11 protein-coding genes are annotated in these 18,320 nt (G+C 50.5%); all 11 read right to left on the reverse strand.

Going from position 1 to position 18,320, the window contains the following annotated elements:
* Nucleotides 1–6: 6 nt before the first annotated feature.
* On the reverse strand, nucleotides 7–1,743 hold the full coding sequence (locus EYS05_RS00455; protein WP_138276328.1) for an ABC transporter ATP-binding protein/permease: 1,737 nt from the start codon (nucleotides 1,741–1,743) through the stop codon (nucleotides 7–9).
* A 7-nt stretch (nucleotides 1,744–1,750) separates the two neighbouring features.
* A complete protein-coding gene (locus EYS05_RS00460) occupies nucleotides 1,751–2,134 on the reverse strand; it encodes a YbaN family protein (RefSeq protein ID WP_138276329.1) in 384 nt (127 codons plus the stop codon).
* Between the two features lie 37 nt (nucleotides 2,135–2,171).
* Nucleotides 2,172–2,972, reverse strand: a complete 801-nt coding sequence (locus EYS05_RS00465; RefSeq protein ID WP_330575512.1) for an ABC transporter ATP-binding protein — start codon at nucleotides 2,970–2,972, stop codon at nucleotides 2,172–2,174.
* Nucleotides 2,962–3,969 (reverse strand): FecCD family ABC transporter permease, encoded by a 1,008-nt coding sequence (locus EYS05_RS00470; protein WP_138276330.1) that lies wholly within the window; start codon nucleotides 3,967–3,969, stop codon nucleotides 2,962–2,964. Before EYS05_RS00470 ends, EYS05_RS00465 begins: the two co-directional genes overlap by 11 nt.
* Nucleotides 3,970–3,974: 5 nt before the next feature.
* Nucleotides 3,975–5,129 carry a heme ABC transporter substrate-binding protein IsdE gene (isdE, locus tag EYS05_RS00475; protein WP_416385837.1) on the reverse strand — a complete coding sequence of 385 codons (1,155 nt, stop codon included), beginning with the start codon at nucleotides 5,127–5,129 and terminating at the stop codon, nucleotides 3,975–3,977.
* Nucleotides 5,110–6,195: a heme-binding Shp domain-containing protein gene (locus tag EYS05_RS00480; protein ID WP_138276331.1), complete on the reverse strand. Its 1,086-nt coding sequence runs from the start codon at nucleotides 6,193–6,195 to the stop codon at nucleotides 5,110–5,112. The genes isdE and EYS05_RS00480 overlap by 20 nt, the downstream gene beginning before the upstream one ends.
* Nucleotides 6,192–9,674, reverse strand: coding sequence for an NEAT domain-containing protein (locus tag EYS05_RS00485; RefSeq protein WP_158293289.1), 3,483 nt, complete (start codon nucleotides 9,672–9,674; stop codon nucleotides 6,192–6,194). Before EYS05_RS00485 ends, EYS05_RS00480 begins: the two co-directional genes overlap by 4 nt.
* Before the next feature lie 244 nt (nucleotides 9,675–9,918).
* Complete coding sequence (locus EYS05_RS00490; RefSeq protein WP_138276333.1) at nucleotides 9,919–10,659, reverse strand: vWA domain-containing protein; 741 nt, start codon at nucleotides 10,657–10,659, stop codon at nucleotides 9,919–9,921.
* Nucleotides 10,660–10,754: 95 nt separating this feature from the next.
* Nucleotides 10,755–11,714, reverse strand: a complete 960-nt coding sequence (locus EYS05_RS00495; protein ID WP_306466238.1) for an ATP-binding protein — start codon at nucleotides 11,712–11,714, stop codon at nucleotides 10,755–10,757.
* Entirely contained in the window at nucleotides 11,711–15,166 is a 3,456-nt protein-coding gene (locus tag EYS05_RS00500; RefSeq protein WP_138276334.1) for a cobaltochelatase subunit CobN, read from the reverse strand. The genes EYS05_RS00495 and EYS05_RS00500 overlap by 4 nt, the downstream gene beginning before the upstream one ends.
* A 160-nt stretch (nucleotides 15,167–15,326) precedes the next feature.
* Nucleotides 15,327–18,080 (reverse strand): NEAT domain-containing protein, encoded by a 2,754-nt coding sequence (locus tag EYS05_RS00505; protein ID WP_138276335.1) that lies wholly within the window; start codon nucleotides 18,078–18,080, stop codon nucleotides 15,327–15,329.
* Nucleotides 18,081–18,320: the final 240 nt, after the last annotated feature.

An 18,320-nucleotide genomic window follows, 5' to 3' on the forward strand; every position in this document is an offset into this window, starting at 1 on the left:
CACTCATCACACATTTCCCTCCTTCCCATAATTTTCCAGCGCACTCTGGCTCTCATACAGATGACAGTAATCGCCACCCAGGGCCATCAGTTCCTCATGCTTTCCGCATTCTCTGATCTCACCGTTCTTCAGGAAGTAGATCTGATCGGACTGTACCACATTGGCAAGTCTGTGGGAGATCAGAAGTACAGTCCTGGTTTTTGCCATCTCATGAATAACATCCATGATCAGCTCTTCACTTTCCACATCAATGTTGGAGGTGGCTTCATCCATAATGTACACAGGGGCATCCGCAAGAAGTGCCCTGGCGATCACAAGGCGCTGGCACTGTCCGCCTGAAAGATTTCCCGCCTTTTCCAGAAGGACCGTATCCAGCCCGTTCTGGGTATCCAGAAATCCAAGGAGATTGACCTTCTTAAGGACCTCACGCATTTCCTGATCCGTGGCATCCGTTTTTGCCATCTGAAGATTTTCACGGACTGTTCCCTTAAAGAGATAACTGTTGTGGCGCACCAGAACCACATGTTCCATCAGCTCATCTTCGCGAACGTCCCCGAGGGCAACTCCTCCGATACGGATATCACCGGAAAACTCCCGGTTCTTTCCGGAGAGGATTCCCGCAATGGTACTCTTACCACAGCCGGACTCTCCAACCAGGGAAACAAAGCTTCCCGCAGGAACCTGAAGATCGATCCCGCCAAGGATCTCACGGTCCTTCTCATAGGAAAAATGCACATCCCGAAAAGAAATATCCAGACCGCCCTCCGGCAGAGTTTTCTCTCCGGCTTTCGGCTCCGAAATATCCAATATCCGGAAAATCTTATCACTGGCAGCCATACCGTTCATGGCAATATGAAAAAAGGATCCAAGCAGCCGCAACGGCAGAAAAAACTCACTGGACAGAAGCACAATGCAGAGGGTTCCGGAAAGGTTTAAATTCCCATGTAGAAACTCCGTCACCGCCACCGCCATACCAATGGCCGCACCGCCGTAAGCCACAATATCCATCACACTGGTGGAATTCAGCTGCATGGTTAAAACCTTCATGGTGATCTGGCGGAACCGCTGGGACTCCGCATCCATCTCGTCTGCTTTCTGCTGGTCTGCCTGATAGATCTTTAGGGTAGTCAGACCTTGAAGATTTTCCAGGAAGGAATCTCCAAGTCCTGTATAAATGCTCCAGTATTTGTTAAGAAGCTTCCTGGCGATCTTCTGTACCACCACAATGGAAATGGGAATCAGCGGCACACAGATCAGAAGTACCACGCTGGCTTTTAAGCTCACCCGGCAGAGGATCACAAAGAGTGTTACCGGTGCGATCAGGCTGTAAAACAGCTGGGGGAGATATTTTCCGAAATAGGTTTCCAGCTGCTCCACACCTTCTGTGGAAACCTGCACCACCTCAGAGGAGGAAACCTGCTCTCTGTAGGAAGCACCCAGCTTCAGCATTTTTTCATAAATTTTTTCTCTGAGGATCCGCTTTACATCCACGCAGGCCAGATAGGACGACCTTGCGCCCATCCGCTCACAGAAGAAGCGGATTACAACAACCAGGATCAGCGTAAGAACTGTCCGTTTTACACTTTCTGAAGTAACGGAACCGTAAATCACTTTTTCCAGCAGCCCTGCAATGGAAAAAACGGCGATCACCTGGGACAGCAGGGCAAGCCACTGCCACAGGATCGTATACACGATATATTTTTTTGCGTGGGACAAAAGTCCCACCAGTCTTGTCTTGATCATTGGCTGTTCACACCTCCGGCTCCACAGTTTTTACCCTGAGGAAGAAATACAGAATGTGGCATACCCACACAACGGCTATGCAGATTCTTCCCACAGGCACATTTTTCATGCAGATAAATCCGATGACCATAACTACGGTCACCATGCCGATGATCTTGCATTTGGTTCCAAGCGTCATGGCTCTGTTCTGCACAAAACTGTCCAGATGTTTTTTATAAAGGTCTGTTCCTATAAACCAGGTATGGAGCCGTTCCGAGCTTTTTGCAAAGCAGAACAGCGTTGCCATATAAAAGGGAACCGTAGGCAGGATCGGAAGGACAACTCCGATGGTGCCAAGTCCAAGGCAAAGAAACCCCAGCAGGATCCAGAATATTTTCAATGGATTTCTCATTTTCTTTCCTTTCCCGGGTTCTTATCCCGATGGTATCTCATACTGTCAGTACAAATTTCCGGCCGTCCACCCGGGCCACCTTTAGATCAATACCATAAAGTTCATGAATGCTTTCCTCCGTGATCACTTCTTCCGGCTCACCTTCCACGATGACTTTTCCACCGGCGAGACCGATGATCTTGTCGGAAAAATAGATCGACTGGTTGATGTCATGAAGGACCATAACGATGGTCATGCCAAATTCCCGGTTCAGCTTCCGCACAAGCTCCAGAATCTCGATCTGATATCGGATATCCAGATATGTAGTCGGCTCATCCAGAAAAAGGATCTCGGTTCCCTGTGCAAGCGCCATGGCGATCCACACACGCTGGCGCTGTCCGCCGGAAAGTCTGGATAATTCCCTCTCACGGAACTGGGAAACATTGGTCACTTCCATGGCCCAGTTCACATACCGCTCATCCTCTTCTCCACGGATCCCCATCATACCAAGATGAGGCGTTCTTCCGAAAGAAACCAGACGCTCCACGGTGATGTCATCCGCCGCCGTATTGTACTGATGTACAATGGCCACTTTTCTGGCAAATTCATTCAGACGCAACCTTGCGATGTTTTTTCCTCCCAGAAGGACTTTTCCCTTTGCAGGGTCCAGGTTTTTGGTCATCAGGGAAAAAAGTGTGGATTTACCGCATCCGTTGGCTCCCATAATGGTCGTCACCTTGCCTTTTTCGATCTTAAGGGACGCGCCTTTTAATATCTCGTTTTTACCATAGGAAAAGCATACATTCTTTACCTCCATGGCAGGTCGTTTTTTTTCCGTATTCTGTGTATCAGTCACCATATTTTTTTGACCTCCTTAAGAGAATGATAAAGAACGGACCACCTACCACGCTCATCACAACTGCCGCACTGATCTCATAGGGAGCTGCAATGGTCCTTCCGATGGTATCTGCCAGAAGGAAGGTAAAGGCTCCCGCAAGTGCGGAAAACGGAACCAGTGCCCTGTGGTCACTTCCCACCAGGATCCTTCCGATATGTGGCACGATCAGCCCAAGGAAACTGATGGCACCTGCGATGGCTGTGGAAATACTTGCCAGAAGTACCGCGATCAGGGAGATCACGATTCGTGTGGCATTGACGTTCAGTCCCAGGCTTCGTGCTGTCTTATCTTCCAGAGACATCAGGTTGCACTCTCCGATAAACAGGCATGCCAGGAAAAGCCCTGCCACAACATAAGGAACCAGTGTTGTCACATCATCCCAGGTTTTCTGGGTGATATTGGCTTCTACGATGGAAGCCACGCCGGACATATTTCCACCGCTCATGCTGTTAAAAGCGCTGGAAAGTCCGGCAAACAATGCATCTACTGCCACACCGGTGAGGATGATACGAAGAGGACTTAAGCCGCCCTTCCAGGACAGACAGTAAACCATCAAAAAGGCGACCACGCCGCCAAAAAACGCCACCAGCGGGGTAAAGAAATACAGTCCCGGTGCAAAAGCTGTGATCAGAACTGCCGCAAAGCTGGCACCGCTGGAAATACCAATGATACCAGGGTCTGCCAGTGGGTTTTTAAGGACCGCCTGGAACAGAACACCGGAAACCGCAATGGCGGCTCCTGCCAGCATGGAAATGATGATACGCGGAAAACGAAGGTCATAGATGGTTGCCACTTCGTCAATACGCTCCACAAAAAGTCCTCTCATCAGCTCTTCGAAGGAAACCTTCAGGCTTCCGATATTGATGGCTGCAAAAAACAATACCATCAGAAGCACCGCCATGAGCACAAAGGAGAGCACTGCACGGAGCCGCTTTCTTTTTTCTCTGTTTTCATCCATTTTTGTCACTTCTCCTTTTCTGTGGTCTTTTGGGAATCTTCGGCTGCAGTTTTTCCGGATGTGCCGGATTTCTGCGCGTCTTCATATTTCTGGGTCGCATTGGATTTCTCTGCATTTTTCTGCGCGTTTTCACTGTTCTTTTTCGCTTTTTCCAGATCCTCGTCACTTTCCGGATAAAGGATCGGCTGCAGCTCATCCAGTGCTTTCGGATAACGGAAAGTTGCGCTCATTCCGAAATTTTCATAAGTCAGGTCATACACCCTGCCATTTTTTACCGCGTCGAAATGTTTCCAGATATCGTTGGTCTTGAAATCTTCGTTAAACATCTCCACGACCTGATCCGGAAGTGCGTGAGCCGCACGGAGGATGATATCCGGTTCTTTGGTCTTCATATCTTCGGTGTTTACCGTAAGAAATTCCTGATCTGTATCTGTATAAACATTTTCACCGCCAGCCAGAGCCACAAGACTTCCCACGTAGGAATTTTCGGTAGCAATGATATAGCTGCCCGGAAGTCCCATCAGGATCAGCACCTTGGGATGGTCTTTTCCCTCGTTCTTCTTTTTGTATTCTTCGTAGAAATCCCGGAACTCTTTTACAAGCGTGCCTGCCTGCTCTTCCCTGTCAAAAATCTCTCCCAGTTCCTGAATGGAACGGTACATCCCCTGTACACTGCGAAGATTTAAAAACGCCCAGTCCACGCCGATATTTTCGTACTTGGGTTCAAGGTCTGACTGAAGAGAGATCGGGCTTAAAATCCAGTCCGGTTTCAGGGAAGCCACGATCTCCATATCCGGGCTCATGGCTGTACCCACGGTGGTTACAGCTTTATAACGCTCCGGAATGGTGGAAATGCTGCTGGAGCATACCCCAACCAGATCCAGTTCCAGTTTGTCACAGATATCCGCAACTGCCGGAGAAGTAGCTACGATCTTCGGGGATCCCTCCATGGATCGTACCTTGGCTTTTGCCACTTCCACTGCCTGTTTTTCCACAGGGTCCGTGATCTCCAGCATGGACTCCACCGTCTCTGTCTGTGTGGTTGTTTTCGTGCCTTCCGGGTGCTGATCCACACAGCCGGTGAGAAGAAGGGACGCTGCCGCCAGGACTGTGACAAGAATTCCTCTGCTGATGCAGGATTTAATATTCATCATCGTCATCATCCTCTCCGCCCCATCTGTGCCAGTTCTTACGGAAGTACCAGATGATCAGTGCAGTTACCAGGATCAGAACCAGACCGGAGCCTGTCACTGCCAGAGCAATGGCAAAGACCGTATTGATCTTTACGCTGCTTTCGCCGTCAGATTTCTTTTCCCCGGAAGTGATGCTGTCCTCTTCCGCTGTGGAAAAATTTAGTCCCTGGGCGCTGTTCAGTTCCTTGTCTGTATCGGACTCGTCAGAGCTTTTGGAAGCTGCTGCCTGTTTCTGTGCTGCCGCTACGGTGTTCCCGGAATTCATGGCATCCGCATTTCCTGTGGAGCCGCTTTCTGCAGTGCTCTGTGCAGCTGCTGCCTGGGTGGCCGCCGCATCATTCTGAGTTTCCTTCTCATTGTCCTGCGCAGCCTCATCCGTACTTTCTGTTCCGTCCGTTTCCTGGGCACTTCCCGTATCCAGGGTACTGTTGGCAACTGCCTCGCCGCTTCCGGAAGCCTCGGCAGATGCTGCTTCTTCTGTTACAAAAGCAGGATTCATACCCACACTGTTTCCCTCGGAATAATCGCTTGGATACAGATAAAATGTAACGTTTCTTCCCATCGGGGTTACATACATGCTGACCCGGACGATGCAGTTCTCGCTTGGAACCTGGATACAGATATCGGAGGTGGTTCCGTTGCTGTCTGAACCATTTGCGGTTACCGCGACGCCTGTGCCGGACCAGCCGGAATCTCCTACATTCTGTACGCTGAAACTGTGACCGGACGTATAATCGATCAGGCTCATGCGGATCGTCAGATAATAATTGCCGGAGTCCGTCACTTCCATCAGACCACTTGCATAAACCGCACCTTCTACCATACCCTGTCCGGTGGCGTAGGATGCCTCACCGCCGGAGTCTTCGATCTCTCCTGTCACCGGATGGGAATAACACCGGTTAATGGTACAGGAATACACACTTCCCGACTCCGCGTGGACGGAAGTTACCGGAAATCCCAGAGTTGCCGCCACGAAGAGTACTGCCGCTCCAAAACAGGTCAGTAGATTTTTTTTCCAATTTTTCTCTCTCATTTCTTCTTTCCTGCCTTCTTTCTCAGGCTTCCCCCTCTGCTCTTGATCTTATAGAAAACACCTGCCAGTGCCGCCAGCGCGCTGACGGATACCGGAACTGCCACTTTTCTCATATTTCCGGAAGATTCCCCGGTACCAGTCTCGGTATCTGCATAAGCTTCGCCGGAAGTGGTTGTCTCCTGATCCTGATCTGACGCATCGGAAAGGCCGCTGCTGGTAAGCTTTGTGGTTCCCGTATCTTTGGAATCCGATTTGCTGCCGATGCTCTTTCCGGATTTCAGCGCAGTAGTTCCTGCTGATTTCTTTGTGGATGTGGATTTGGTGGTGGTTCCGGAAGATTTCAGGGAACCGCTGCTCTTTAAGGAGCTTCCTCCAGACTTGGAAGTACTACCGCTTAAGGAACCGTTGCTGCCGAGTTTGGAACCGCTTCCGCTTAAGGAACCGTTGCTGTTGGTACTTAAGCTGCCATTATTTCCGCTGAGAGAACCGTTTCCGGTGCTGTTATTTCCGCTGTTGCTTCCATCGCCATTGTTGTTATCGCCTTCGAAACCAGGATCCTTGCTGTCCGTCTTTTTCAGGGTGCTCCAGTCCAGTTTCAGGAAGGCAGGCTGGGTTCCGGTGCCTTTGGTAATGGAATCCATAATGGGAACAAAAACCTGAAGCGGCACATAACCGTCATTTTTTGCCTCATCGATCAGCGGGAATGTGACCACATCCGGATAATTGGTTCCGAAATTGTCCGTAACCAGCTTGCCGTTGGTGTATTTCTGATAGGAATCCACCGTTACATTGCCAAGAGAACCGGATGGTGCGCCATATTTATCCAGCTTGTAGCCGGTCTTAAAATATTTCAGGGTACCTAAGTATCCAAGCTGTCCGTTAATGGTCAGCCCCTTGAAGTCCATGGTAATGGAATATTTTCCTTTCTTTACCGTCAGCTTGATGGTGTGATTGATGGCTTCGTTGGACATGGATGCAGATGTTTTGTCAATCTTTACCATGGAGCCTGTGACGGAATACACACCGTCCGCCAGGTTCTTCACATCCAGGCTGCTGTTGCTGCCGTTATTATTGCTGTTGTTGTTATTGTTGCTGCTGTTATTACCATTATTATTACTGCTGTTCGAACTGCTGCCGGAAGACTTCTTCTTCAGTCCGCTGACTGCCTTGGAAAGCTTTTTGATCTGTGTATTGACCTGGCTCTGGGTGGCACTGCTGTTATCATAAACCGTCTTTGCGGCAGTGATCGCAGAGTTTAATGTCTTCAGTGTGTCGGCCGTATAGGTATCTTCCCTGCCTGCCATATTGGAAGCCGTGAGAAGCATCTCATGAAGTCCGGTCTTATCCACCTTTGTCTGGGAAGCCTTCTTCATGTTTTTCATCACATAATCCAGGATACCGGTCTGGGCATCGGTCTCTTCCTGACTGGACTCTTTGTTCCCGTAAACCGCCTTTGCCGTTTCATAAACAGAACGGAGCACATCCATATCTGCGGCTGTATAATGGGCTGTATCTTTCAGATAAGTTTCCGCCTTTGTCAGCGCTTTTTTGATCTCACGGCGGTCCGTTCCCTGGATGATCAGTCCCTGGATGGCATTGTCTATGGCAGTGACACACTTGTTGACTTCTGTCTGAGAAGCCTCCTCATTGTCATAGACCTGACTGGCCTTATCTCTTGCCCGCTGTAACGCCTCACGGGTCGATGTTTCATACTCTACATCCGTCTCATTCAGATAACTGTCGGCGGTCTCGATGGCTTTCTTAAGCTCACTCTTATCAGAATCTACCTTGACCTTGGTCACCGCATTTACCGCCATGGTAAGGGCTTTTACCTCATTGTCCACAACAGTCTGGTCGATGTTCATGTTTTTATAAACTGCCTGAGCTGCCGCAATGGCATCTGCAAGCATGGCAAGCTGCTCACCGGCATAGCCCTGGCTGTCCTGTTTAAGGGATTTCTGGACATTCTGCGCGTTTGTGACCTGTTTTTTCAGGGCCGCCTTGTCCGTTTCCGTTCCGCTGATCTGTTTCAGGTCATTCCAGTCCAGATACATTTTCGCATACTGCTTTCCGCCACCTGCATTGATGGCTTCCATGACCGGAACATAGATCCTGGTCCATACGATGCTCTGGTTCAGCTCTACCGGAATGGTTATGTAATGGGGATATTTTTTCCCTTTTACTGTGGCATCGGTGCCTTTTTTCGGATCGTTGTAGGAATCATAAATGTCATAGTAGGATTCCACACCCACTGCTTTTGCTGTGGCAGCCTCTGCCGCCGGAACTTCATTCTCATCCAGAGACTGTGTTTCTTCCTGAGCCGCAGAAGCCTCTTCTCCAGTCGCTGCACCATCGCTGTCCCCGGAAGCTTCCTCTCCATCCATAAAAAGTTCGTCTTCTGCTGCATCCTCTGTCTGTGCCTGAGAACTCTCTTCCGCAGCTTCCGTCTCTGCACTCTGCGCCTCTTCTGGATCTTCAGCTTCTGTCTCCGCCGCATTCTGCGTCTCACCGGTATCTACAGCCTGGCCTTCCTCTGCGGCCGCATAAGGCAGGGTATCTTCACTGGTAAATCCCGGAAAATACCACATGCTTGCCAGATAGCCGGTAAAATTCTGCTTGCCAAGCTTGGTAGTCAGGGACGTACATTCGATCCGCAGATGGATATCATTTCCTTTTTTTATCAGCTGGAAGGGTTTTACCAGCGCTGAGTTTCCCATGGAAACCTGATCTGCGGTAGCATGGTGGAGCAGTCCGCCGATCTGGTATACCCCGTCATAAACCGTATTGGAGTCCGTCTTCTGATAAAGTGCCTCCGCAGCCGCCTGAAGAAGCTGGATATGCTTATCCACCAGGCTCTGTGTGGCAGACGGGTTTGCAGCCACCTGTTTTGCAGACGCAATGGCAGACTTTAACTGCTGTACGGAAGCGTCATCTGAGCCGGAAGTATCCACCGCTTCCGCCTGGGTGATCAGGTCACTTAACACAGTCTTGTCGATACCGCCCCCAAGGTTCTCCTCTGCCTGGGCCACTGCGGATGCCACGCCGTCGGTCTCTGTCTGGGTGGCATTACCATCCTCAAGCACAGCCTGAGCCTGGGCACGTACCTGATCCAGTACTTCATATCCATCCTGTGTGTCGTCTGTGTATGCAGCCACCTCCGAAAGAACCGCCGTCAGAGAAGACTTGTCCGCCTGAGCCACCAGACCATTTTCCAGGATTGCCTGAAGCATCATTCCGCCTGCCCCAAGCTCTTCCTCTGTTACATTTTCTTTTGAAAGAAGGTTCTCCGCTCCTTCAAGAGCAGCCTGAAGGCTCTCACAGCTCTCCGGTGTATACCCGGAAGTATCTGTGTTCTTCGCCTCTTCGATGATCCTGGAAAGTTCACTCGCATCCATGGCATAAACACCGGATGTGCTCCCCAGGCACAGTGCAGCCGCCATAAAAAAAGCACTGCTTCGCTTAAATTTTTTTATCTTCATACCCATCATCCTCCTATGAGCACTTGTTAGCCATGATTAACCGTATCATGAGGAAAAGTTAATGTCAACATACTATCGTCCAAACCGTGCTCACAGGGAACGGTTCGATGATCTCAAAAATCCTTTAAATCCGCCATGTTCCCGATTTTTCGACAAAAAAAAGACCGAAATTTTTTCATTTCGGTCTTTAATCAAGATCCCGGATACACCTGGATATCCGGCTTTTTTCACACAGAGCTTCCGGTCAGAGCTTCACATATTTCCCGCCTGCCGCATCGGATAACTGTCTGGCCAGCCCCATGCCGAACACGGAATTTTCCGTATTGATCACCAACACCGGCACGCCTTTTCGTTTCAGCTCCTCAGCCGCCTTAAGGGCAAGAGACCAGGGCTTTCCCTCCCGGGTGTCAAAATTGGCCTTGCCGTCAGTGAGCATCACCAGAATCCCGGTCTCTTCCGGATTCTTCCGTTTTTCCGCCTCCAGAACTTTCAGAGCCTTTCGGATTCCCATGGCAAGAGGGGTATTCCCTCTGGCTTTCAGCTCTTCCATAGGCCTTGCCGCAAAATCCACACTTCTGGTAAAAGGCAGGATCAGTTCTGCTTTTCGGTTCCCGAAAACCACCATTCCTGCCCGGTCCCTGTCACTGTACGCCCGCCGCAGGATGGAAAGTACCGCACTTTTCGCAAAAGAAAGCCTCTCTTTTGCCCCCTGGGAACGACTGGCATCCACCAGAAATAAAATAGACACCTTATTTTTTCTCCGGAAGCGTTTCAGCCGGAGGTCACACGCTCTGATCTCCCGGTCCTCTCCCCCGATCCTGCCGCTCTCCAGCGCCGCCCGGACAGACGCCGGAAGATCCACCTCTCCGGCTCGCAAAATCTCTTCCTGACCGGAGGAGATCACCAGAGAACCACTGTGCTTCCCACCCGGCAGCCATTCTTTCCGGGGCTGCTGCTCTCTTTTCAGAAAGATCTCCTGTTTCATCCCCTCCAGAACTTCCAGTACCGAATACTCTCTTCCGCTCTGTTTTACCGGAAGGAATACTTCCTCAGAATCTGCCCGTCTTCCTTTTCCCGGATCTAGTCACCCTCCCCGGAAGCTTCCGGCTCCCTGGAGCTCTTTTTCCCGGCGGAAAGAATTTCTTCCATCACCTGAGGATCCATCTGTCCGTCTTCCAGAGGATTTTTCCGCATCCGGTGAGGCAGAACATACCGGGCAGCCCGCTCAAGATCCTCCCGGGAAGCCTTTTTCCGGCCTTCCAGTGCGGCAATGGTCTGTGCAGTCCGGATCATTCCGATATCCGCCCGGTGGCCGTCAGTGCCGTAGGCAACACAGATCTGTGCCGCCAGCCTTAACAGCTCCTTTGGGACACGCACCGTCGGCAGAAACTCTCTGGCACTGCGGATCCTCTCGGAAAGCTCTTCCTGAGACTCTTTGTACTTCCGGCAGAAATACCCCGGATTTTTCTCATAGGCCATCCGGTTCTCAATGATCTGCACCCGCTTATCCACGTCTGTCTCTGCTTCCACATCCACCACCATGCCAAAACGGTCCAGAAGCTGCGGCCGCAGGTTTCCCTCCTCCGGGTTCATGGAACCGATCAGTACAAACCGGGCAGAATGGGTACAGGAAATCCCTTCCCTCTCCACGGTATTGCGCCCCGTTGCCGCCGCATCCAGTAACAGATCCACGATATGGTCGTCCAGAAGATTGATCTCATCCACATAGAGGATATTTCCGTCTGCCTCTTTCAGAAGACCTGGCTGGAACTGTTTTTCCCCGTCTTTCAGTGCGGCTTCGATGTCGATGGTTCCTGCCACACGGTCTTCTGTGGCATTGGCAGGGATCTCCACCACCCGGCAGTCCTTCATAAGTCCCGGGATGGCACGCACCGCAGTGGTCTTGGCCGTTCCCTTCTGTCCACGGATCAGCACCCCGCCTGCAGACGGGTTCACCAGATTGATAAGGATGGCCTCCTTCATAGGTTCCTGGCCTACAATGGCCGTAAATGGATAATCATAAGTTTTTTCCCGCATCATTCTTCCGCCTCTCCTTCTGCCTCCAGATATGCCTCACGGATCTGGGACAGTTCTTCTTCCGTTGCATCAAAATAGCCTCGGTTTCTGGCCTCCATCAGCCGCTCCATCATCTTCATGTATGCCCATTTGTTGCTTTGCTGCATCTGTTTCCGGAGTTTTTCATCCCCGGCATAGCACCGGGTCATCCGGGAAAAGGTCTCGCCTGTCACCGCATCGGTGGAGGCTGCAAACCCCATCACATTCTCAAACCGTTTCGCGATCTGCTGCACACCGTGATAATCATGGCGCATCATCCCCTGAATCCATTCAGGGTTTAGAAGCCTTGTGGCGATCCCACGCTCCAGAGAACTCTTAAGATCCTGCACCTTCACCGCCTCACCGGTGGTATCAGCCACCAGCATGACCGGTTTGCTGCCTTTTTTGTTCTCCACGGCTCTGGCAAGTCCGCCGTAAAATTCATAATAGTGATCCAGATCTGTCAGCTCATACTCCACATTGTTGCGCACCTGGGAAATAAAATCCACATGGTCATACTGTCCGGCCAGCACTTCTTCGGCTTTCACCCCTCGCCTCCGGAAGGAATACCCGTAAGAGAGATCCTCGGTAAAAGAACTTCCGATCTCTGCCGCATCCTTCCAGCTGCCTTTTCGCACAACATCCGTAAGCCGGGTTCCATACTCCCCTTCTTTTGGGCCAAAGATCCTGCAGGATGCCAGATCCCAGACCTCCCGTTCCTCCATTTCGGGATGAGATCTTTGGATCTCTTCTGCCATCTTTCTGGTATTTGCCGTAAAATAACTCTTTTCCGGTCCTTCCTCAAGCCGGAGGATCTGCCGGAGCATGGCATTTAAGTTATTGATCAGGTTGGGATACATGTCCCGGAAAAATCCGCAGATGTGGATCACCACGTCCATACGTGGCCGGTCCAGCTCCTCGGTGGGGATCACCTCCAGCCGGTCATCGTAACTGCTCTTTTCCGTTTTCAGACGGATGCCCAGATAATACAGGATCTGTCCGATAGTCTCACCCTGGCTTCTGGAAGTCTCCAGTCCCCAGAGGATCAGCGCCGTAGTGTCCGGATACGTCCCCGTCTTCTCATGATAAGCCTCCACCGAAAGCTGCGCCGCCTTCATTCCCCGCTCACAGGCCGTTCTGGTGGGCACCAGCCTTGGGTCAAACTGCACCAGATTCCGTCCGGAAGGCAGGATCGACGGATTCTTTACCACATCTCCTGCCGTTCCCACCGGAACATAGCCGCCGTCCAGTCCATGTACCAGCCCGTTAAGTTCTGTCTCGTTGATCTCGTGAAGACCATCGGTGATCAGACTGTTTTCATATTCATAAAGCCTCTCTTCCAGAAGATCCAGATCTTTTTCCGAGCAGTTTTCTCCGGAATCTCCTTCCAGAAATCCGCAGCTCTTCCCTGCTTTTGCGATGTTCAAAAGAAGATCCCCGCACCGCTCCGGTGCACTCTGGATGCTCTCCCGGTACTCTCCGATCATTTCCCTGAGTTCCTGATAATCTCCATACAGACCGCTCTTTTTAAGCTCCGGTGCCTGATAGCTTACAAGCGTTGCCAGGGAACGGCGCTTGGCGATCATGGCCTCCGAAGGATTTCCTATATAATAGTAATAGAAATGTGGGATCTCTCCCACCAGCTGATCCGGCCAGCAGCTTCCGGTCATGCCGTTATCTTTTCCGGGCAGAAATTCCAGTGTGCCGTGGGTGCCGAAGTGGATCATGGCGTCCGCCTGAAATCTCTCACGGATCCAGTGATAAAAGGCCTGATATTCCCCGGAAGGCTTCCGGTTCCGGTCGTGATATCTTCCCGGATCCCCGCTTTCTCCCTCCGGGTCGCGAAGGGGCTGCAGTCCCAGAAAAACATTTCCCACACAGATCCCCCGGATGGGATATTCTTCTCCCTCAAACTCCCAGGTGATCCCTCCTTCCCCTTCCTCGCACCATTGGGGCAGGTTGCAGTGTCCGCCTGTGACAAACACTTCCTGAAGCTCTTCGGGAGAGCGTCCCTCTGTATCATAGCCGGCCTCTTTCAGCCCCTCAAGCAATCTGAATGCCGAGGCAAAGGTATCCAGAAATGCTCCTCCGAACACATTGCTCTCCCCCGGGGGATAATTATAGAAGATCACCGCCAGCCGCTTCTCTTCCCGTTTTTTCTTTCTAAGTTCCAGCATCCGGGAAAGGCGCGCCACAAAGATATCGACTCGCTCCGCTATGGGTTCCAGCTGTGGAAAGACCGGTTCTTCTCCCTCTGTGCTTCCACTTCCCATGACCCCCACCGGAAACGTAAGGATCCCGCCGTCCAGCTCCGGAAGCAGGATGCTGATAAGAAACTCTCCGGGATTCACGGCATCTGCCCGCTCCCATTCCTCCCCGGAAACTCTGGTCAGGCAGAAGGGTTTAAAATAGGGAACATCCAGTTCTTTCAGGATTTCCACCGCCTGATCCGCATCTCCACCCATGGGCCCTGCACCCAGGCGGAAGGGCATCAGATTGACCACTGCCGAAACCGGTGTTTTCTTCTGCGTGAGAAATGCCCGCAGTTTCTTCAGATCCCCGTCCTCATTCTGGGAAAATGCAATGGGAAGCAGATTGTACCTCTCTCCCAGTTTCTCTGCCAGAGCCTGTACTACCGGCAGAAAATCATTGGGATAGGAATGTCCGTAAAAAAGCAGGGCCACGGTTTCCCGCTGACTGTCAAAAGCCGCCTTCTTCCAGAATTTCGCCGGTGTATCCCAGGTTTCCATGGAAAAAGGATCTTTCAGATAGACGCCGTACTCCATGGTACAGGGTTTCTCCTTCGGGAGAAGTTTTCGTCCGCCGTACTGCCGGAGGATAAGATGCATAAAAGATTCCATATCTGTCCTGGTGGCCTGCTGCCAGTAATCGATCAGAAGAAACACGTTCTTCATATCCCGGGTGACACCAAAAGGCAGCACATTTCCCATCATCATTGCCATCCGCCGCATCCGGTGCATTTTTGTAAGTGCACCGGCGGAGGATTTTTTCTCACCGTTGCCGGATACCTCTGCGCCATCGGTGCCGGACGTCCCGGACACATTCCCGGAATCTTTTTTCCCGCCGGAACCTTTCATCATTTTTCCCATGGCACCCATGGAAAAAGAACCCAGGCGGATATAGTCCCGAAGTGCGTTTCCAATGACGATCCGATGGCCCTTACAGGCTTCGAGGCCTTTTACCACGATCTCCTGAAGCTCTTCGGAAGCCCCCATGGTATCCACCACCGCCACATCTGCCGTAGCGATATCAGTTATAATCTTTTCCGGTTCCAGAACGTATCGCTGTTCCTGTCCCGCAACATAGAAACAGACGATGGTCAGATCATCCTCCGGGTACTGCTGTTCATAGCGTTTCCGGAATGCCTGGATCTGCCGGAGGGCAGGTACGGAAACCGCTGTTATCGTAATCTTCATAAAAACCCTTCTCCTGTCTGTATCGATCTGTAAAAACTCCTCCGCTGTATCAAGTATAACATACCCTCTGCAAAAAATCCCCCTCTGTCCTGCCGCATGCCAGGGGAAGCATCGGAGCCGGATGAGGGGGAATTTTATCAGGTTACTGATTTTTCAGAGCTTATTTCACTCTTACTGTAACAAGAACTGTCTTTGTTCCTGCATTGTATTTTGCAGTTGCTTTTGCGGAAATCTTCACTTTGATCTTGTAGGTACCTTTCTTCAGGCCCTTCTTTACCGTGATCTTTCCGTTTGTCTTATTTACGGTAAATGCAGAGCTTCCTGCTGTTTTTGCATAGGTCATTTTTCCCTTACTGCTCACGGAAGCACCAAGGGTAAATACCTGTGCTTTCTTACGAAGTGCATTGTAAGAAATATTTCTGGATGAGATCTTTGTCTTCAGGACCGGTGCTGCCTTGGCAACTTTGACAGTCAGGGTCTTTGTGGCAGCTTTGTAACTGCTGGTCGCTTTTGCAGTGATGGTGATCTTTGCAGTTCCGGCAGCTTTGATAGTCACTTTACCTTTTCTGTCTACAGTGGCAACTTTTGTATTGGAAGACTTGTAAGTCATGGCTGTCTTTGCCTTTGCTCCAAGGGAGAATGCCTTGTCACCGTATTTTTTGGAAACCACATTTTTGGTGTTCTTTACTGCAACTGTGATGCTCTGTGCTGCCTGTTTCTTGATGGTGGAAGGATCTGTCGGAGCCTTCTCAGTCTCAGCGAAATCTGCATCTGCATCTGTGGTCTCTTTCAGTGTGGAATAATCCAGGCGCAGATAAACGTTCTGTTTTCCGGAACCAGGAGTGATGGCATCCATGATCGGAACGAATACCTGAAGCGGGATCTCATTGTTTCCTTCCAGAGCCTCTTCACACAGCGGGAACGTAATATCATTCGGATAATCCGTTCCGAAATCATCCTTCAGAGTCTTTCCGTTAGAGAACTTCTGAAGAGAATTTACAGTTACCGGAACCAGAGTTCCGCTTGGCTCTCCGGTCTTGGAAACCTCATAGCCACTTGCATAGTAGCTCAGGTTCTTCAGATATCCCTTCAGGGAAGTGATGGTCAGGCTGTTAAAGTTCATGTTCACATATGGAACACCGTTCTTTACTACCAGTTTGATGTTGTGGTTGATGGCATTGTTGCTCATGGACATGTCCACTTTGTTCACTTTTACCATCTCACCTGTTAATTTGTATACACCATCGGAAAGCTTTGCAAGCTCTGCTGCGCTGGAATCCTCAGAAAGATTATACAGGGTATCCCAGTACAGAGTGATGGTGGAATTGATGTTGAACTTACCTGCGTCAAAGTTTACGCCGGAAACCTCGCCGTTCAGGTTCTTCATGGCATCCACATAGAGATATACGTTGTTCACATAGGTCTGGCTGATACCGTCAAGAGGAACTGTGATATCCGTAACAACCGTACAGTCACCGATGGTCGGAGCTGTTGCGCTCTCTGTGGAATATGTTACGCCTTCTTTTGTAAGAGGCTGTGTAGTATCACCGTTTGGATAATATCCGTTATAGCCCAGAACATACAGCGGCTCTCCGGTCGTTCCGGAAACCATCTTATAGGTCAGCCACATTTTTCCGTCATTGTCTACACGAAGGTATGCGCCAGCTTTTTTGCTCTCGCCAACCAGTCCGTGGTCAACCACATCTGTACGGTCTTTCATCTCGATGTAGTAAAGTCCTGGTGCCGGTTTTTCTGTCGGGGCATCCGGGATCACCTCCTGCTCGATCTTTACGCCAAGGGCATTCATGGTGGCGTTCTTTATGGCGTTGGAAGAATAGGTTGCTCCGGAAACAGTATCCAGATCGTTGAGCTTCTGGGCATCGTTCATATAGAGACCGGTAAGCTTTTCCTTCATACCCTTTGTGCTGCCAAGACCATTGATGGCCTTGTTCAGGTACATCTGGTTATCGTCCGCATGGGTTCCCTTGAAATCATTTCCTGCAAGGGCAACATCGGTAATACGGCCATCCTTTACCGTCACCTGGGAGGTAACGTTGTAATTACCAAACTGCTCCACCTCGGCTGTGCTGATCTCTGTAGTAAAATTCAGAGACGGATCCCCGGATTCCTTTGCGCCTGCATAGTCGATCTGAAGATAAGCATCCGGCGCATAGCCCATGGCATCTACATACATGCTTAAGTATACGCCTGTTGTGTTGTACGCATCTTTCGGAATGGCAAAGGAGATGGTTTCCGGAACTTCATGGTTTCCGTTTCCGTCTGCCTTGCCTACCGTCTGTGCTGCCACGATATCCGCAGCCACCGTCTCCCCAGACGGCTTTGTTCCCTGATAGATCTTGAAATCATAGGCATAATCGGTAAGCGTTCCCACGGTTACGCTTCGAAGGTTTGTGGAAATCTTCGGAGTTCCGTCTGCGTCAAATGTCAGGGTTCCGAATTTACCCGGGCATGCAACTGCCGCACTGTCCTGCTCCAGATTGTGGGCATTTTTCAGAGTCAGCGGAACGATGTAGGTTTTTGCAGTATCAAAAGCAACTCCGTTAAGAGTCACTGTTCCGGCTGCTTCTGCTGCCGGTGCGGTTCCATCGGTAAGGCCGAAAGGATCTGCCTCATCAGAATCGCTCTCTAACGTATCCTGGGAAAGATCCAGAGAATCTGCATCTTCGCTCTTCTCCAGCTCTACAGCGTCACGGGAATCTTCTTCTTGGGATTCCTCTTCTGCCGGAGCTTTTGTCTCCGCTTCCTGCACATCGGTTTCTTCTTCAAAAAATCCCTGGTCCTGTGTCTCTTCTGCGCTCACTACGTCAGGCTGATCCTCTGCCATGGCCGTTACCGGAACCATGGAAGTTGCCATCATGGAGGCAAGAAGAACTGCGATTACTTTCTTTTTCATTCTTTCTCTGCCTTTCTGTTATTTGTGCTTTTGTGCCCGGACAAATAGCCGCTTGTTGTCTCAGGCTAACTCTATACTGGCATTGTAACCACGATTGTTAGTCTCAGTCAACTGTTTTTTCGCCTTTGGTTCCTTACGGGAACGGTTTTAAAATTTTAAAAATGCTTTAAATACAGGCTTTTCCGGACTTTCGGCACAAAAAAAGGCCGATTTTTTTTCATTTCGGCCTTTAATCGATAT

This window comes from Blautia sp. SC05B48 (assembly GCF_005848555.1).
In the GTDB taxonomy this organism is placed as follows: domain Bacteria; phylum Bacillota; class Clostridia; order Lachnospirales; family Lachnospiraceae; genus Blautia_A.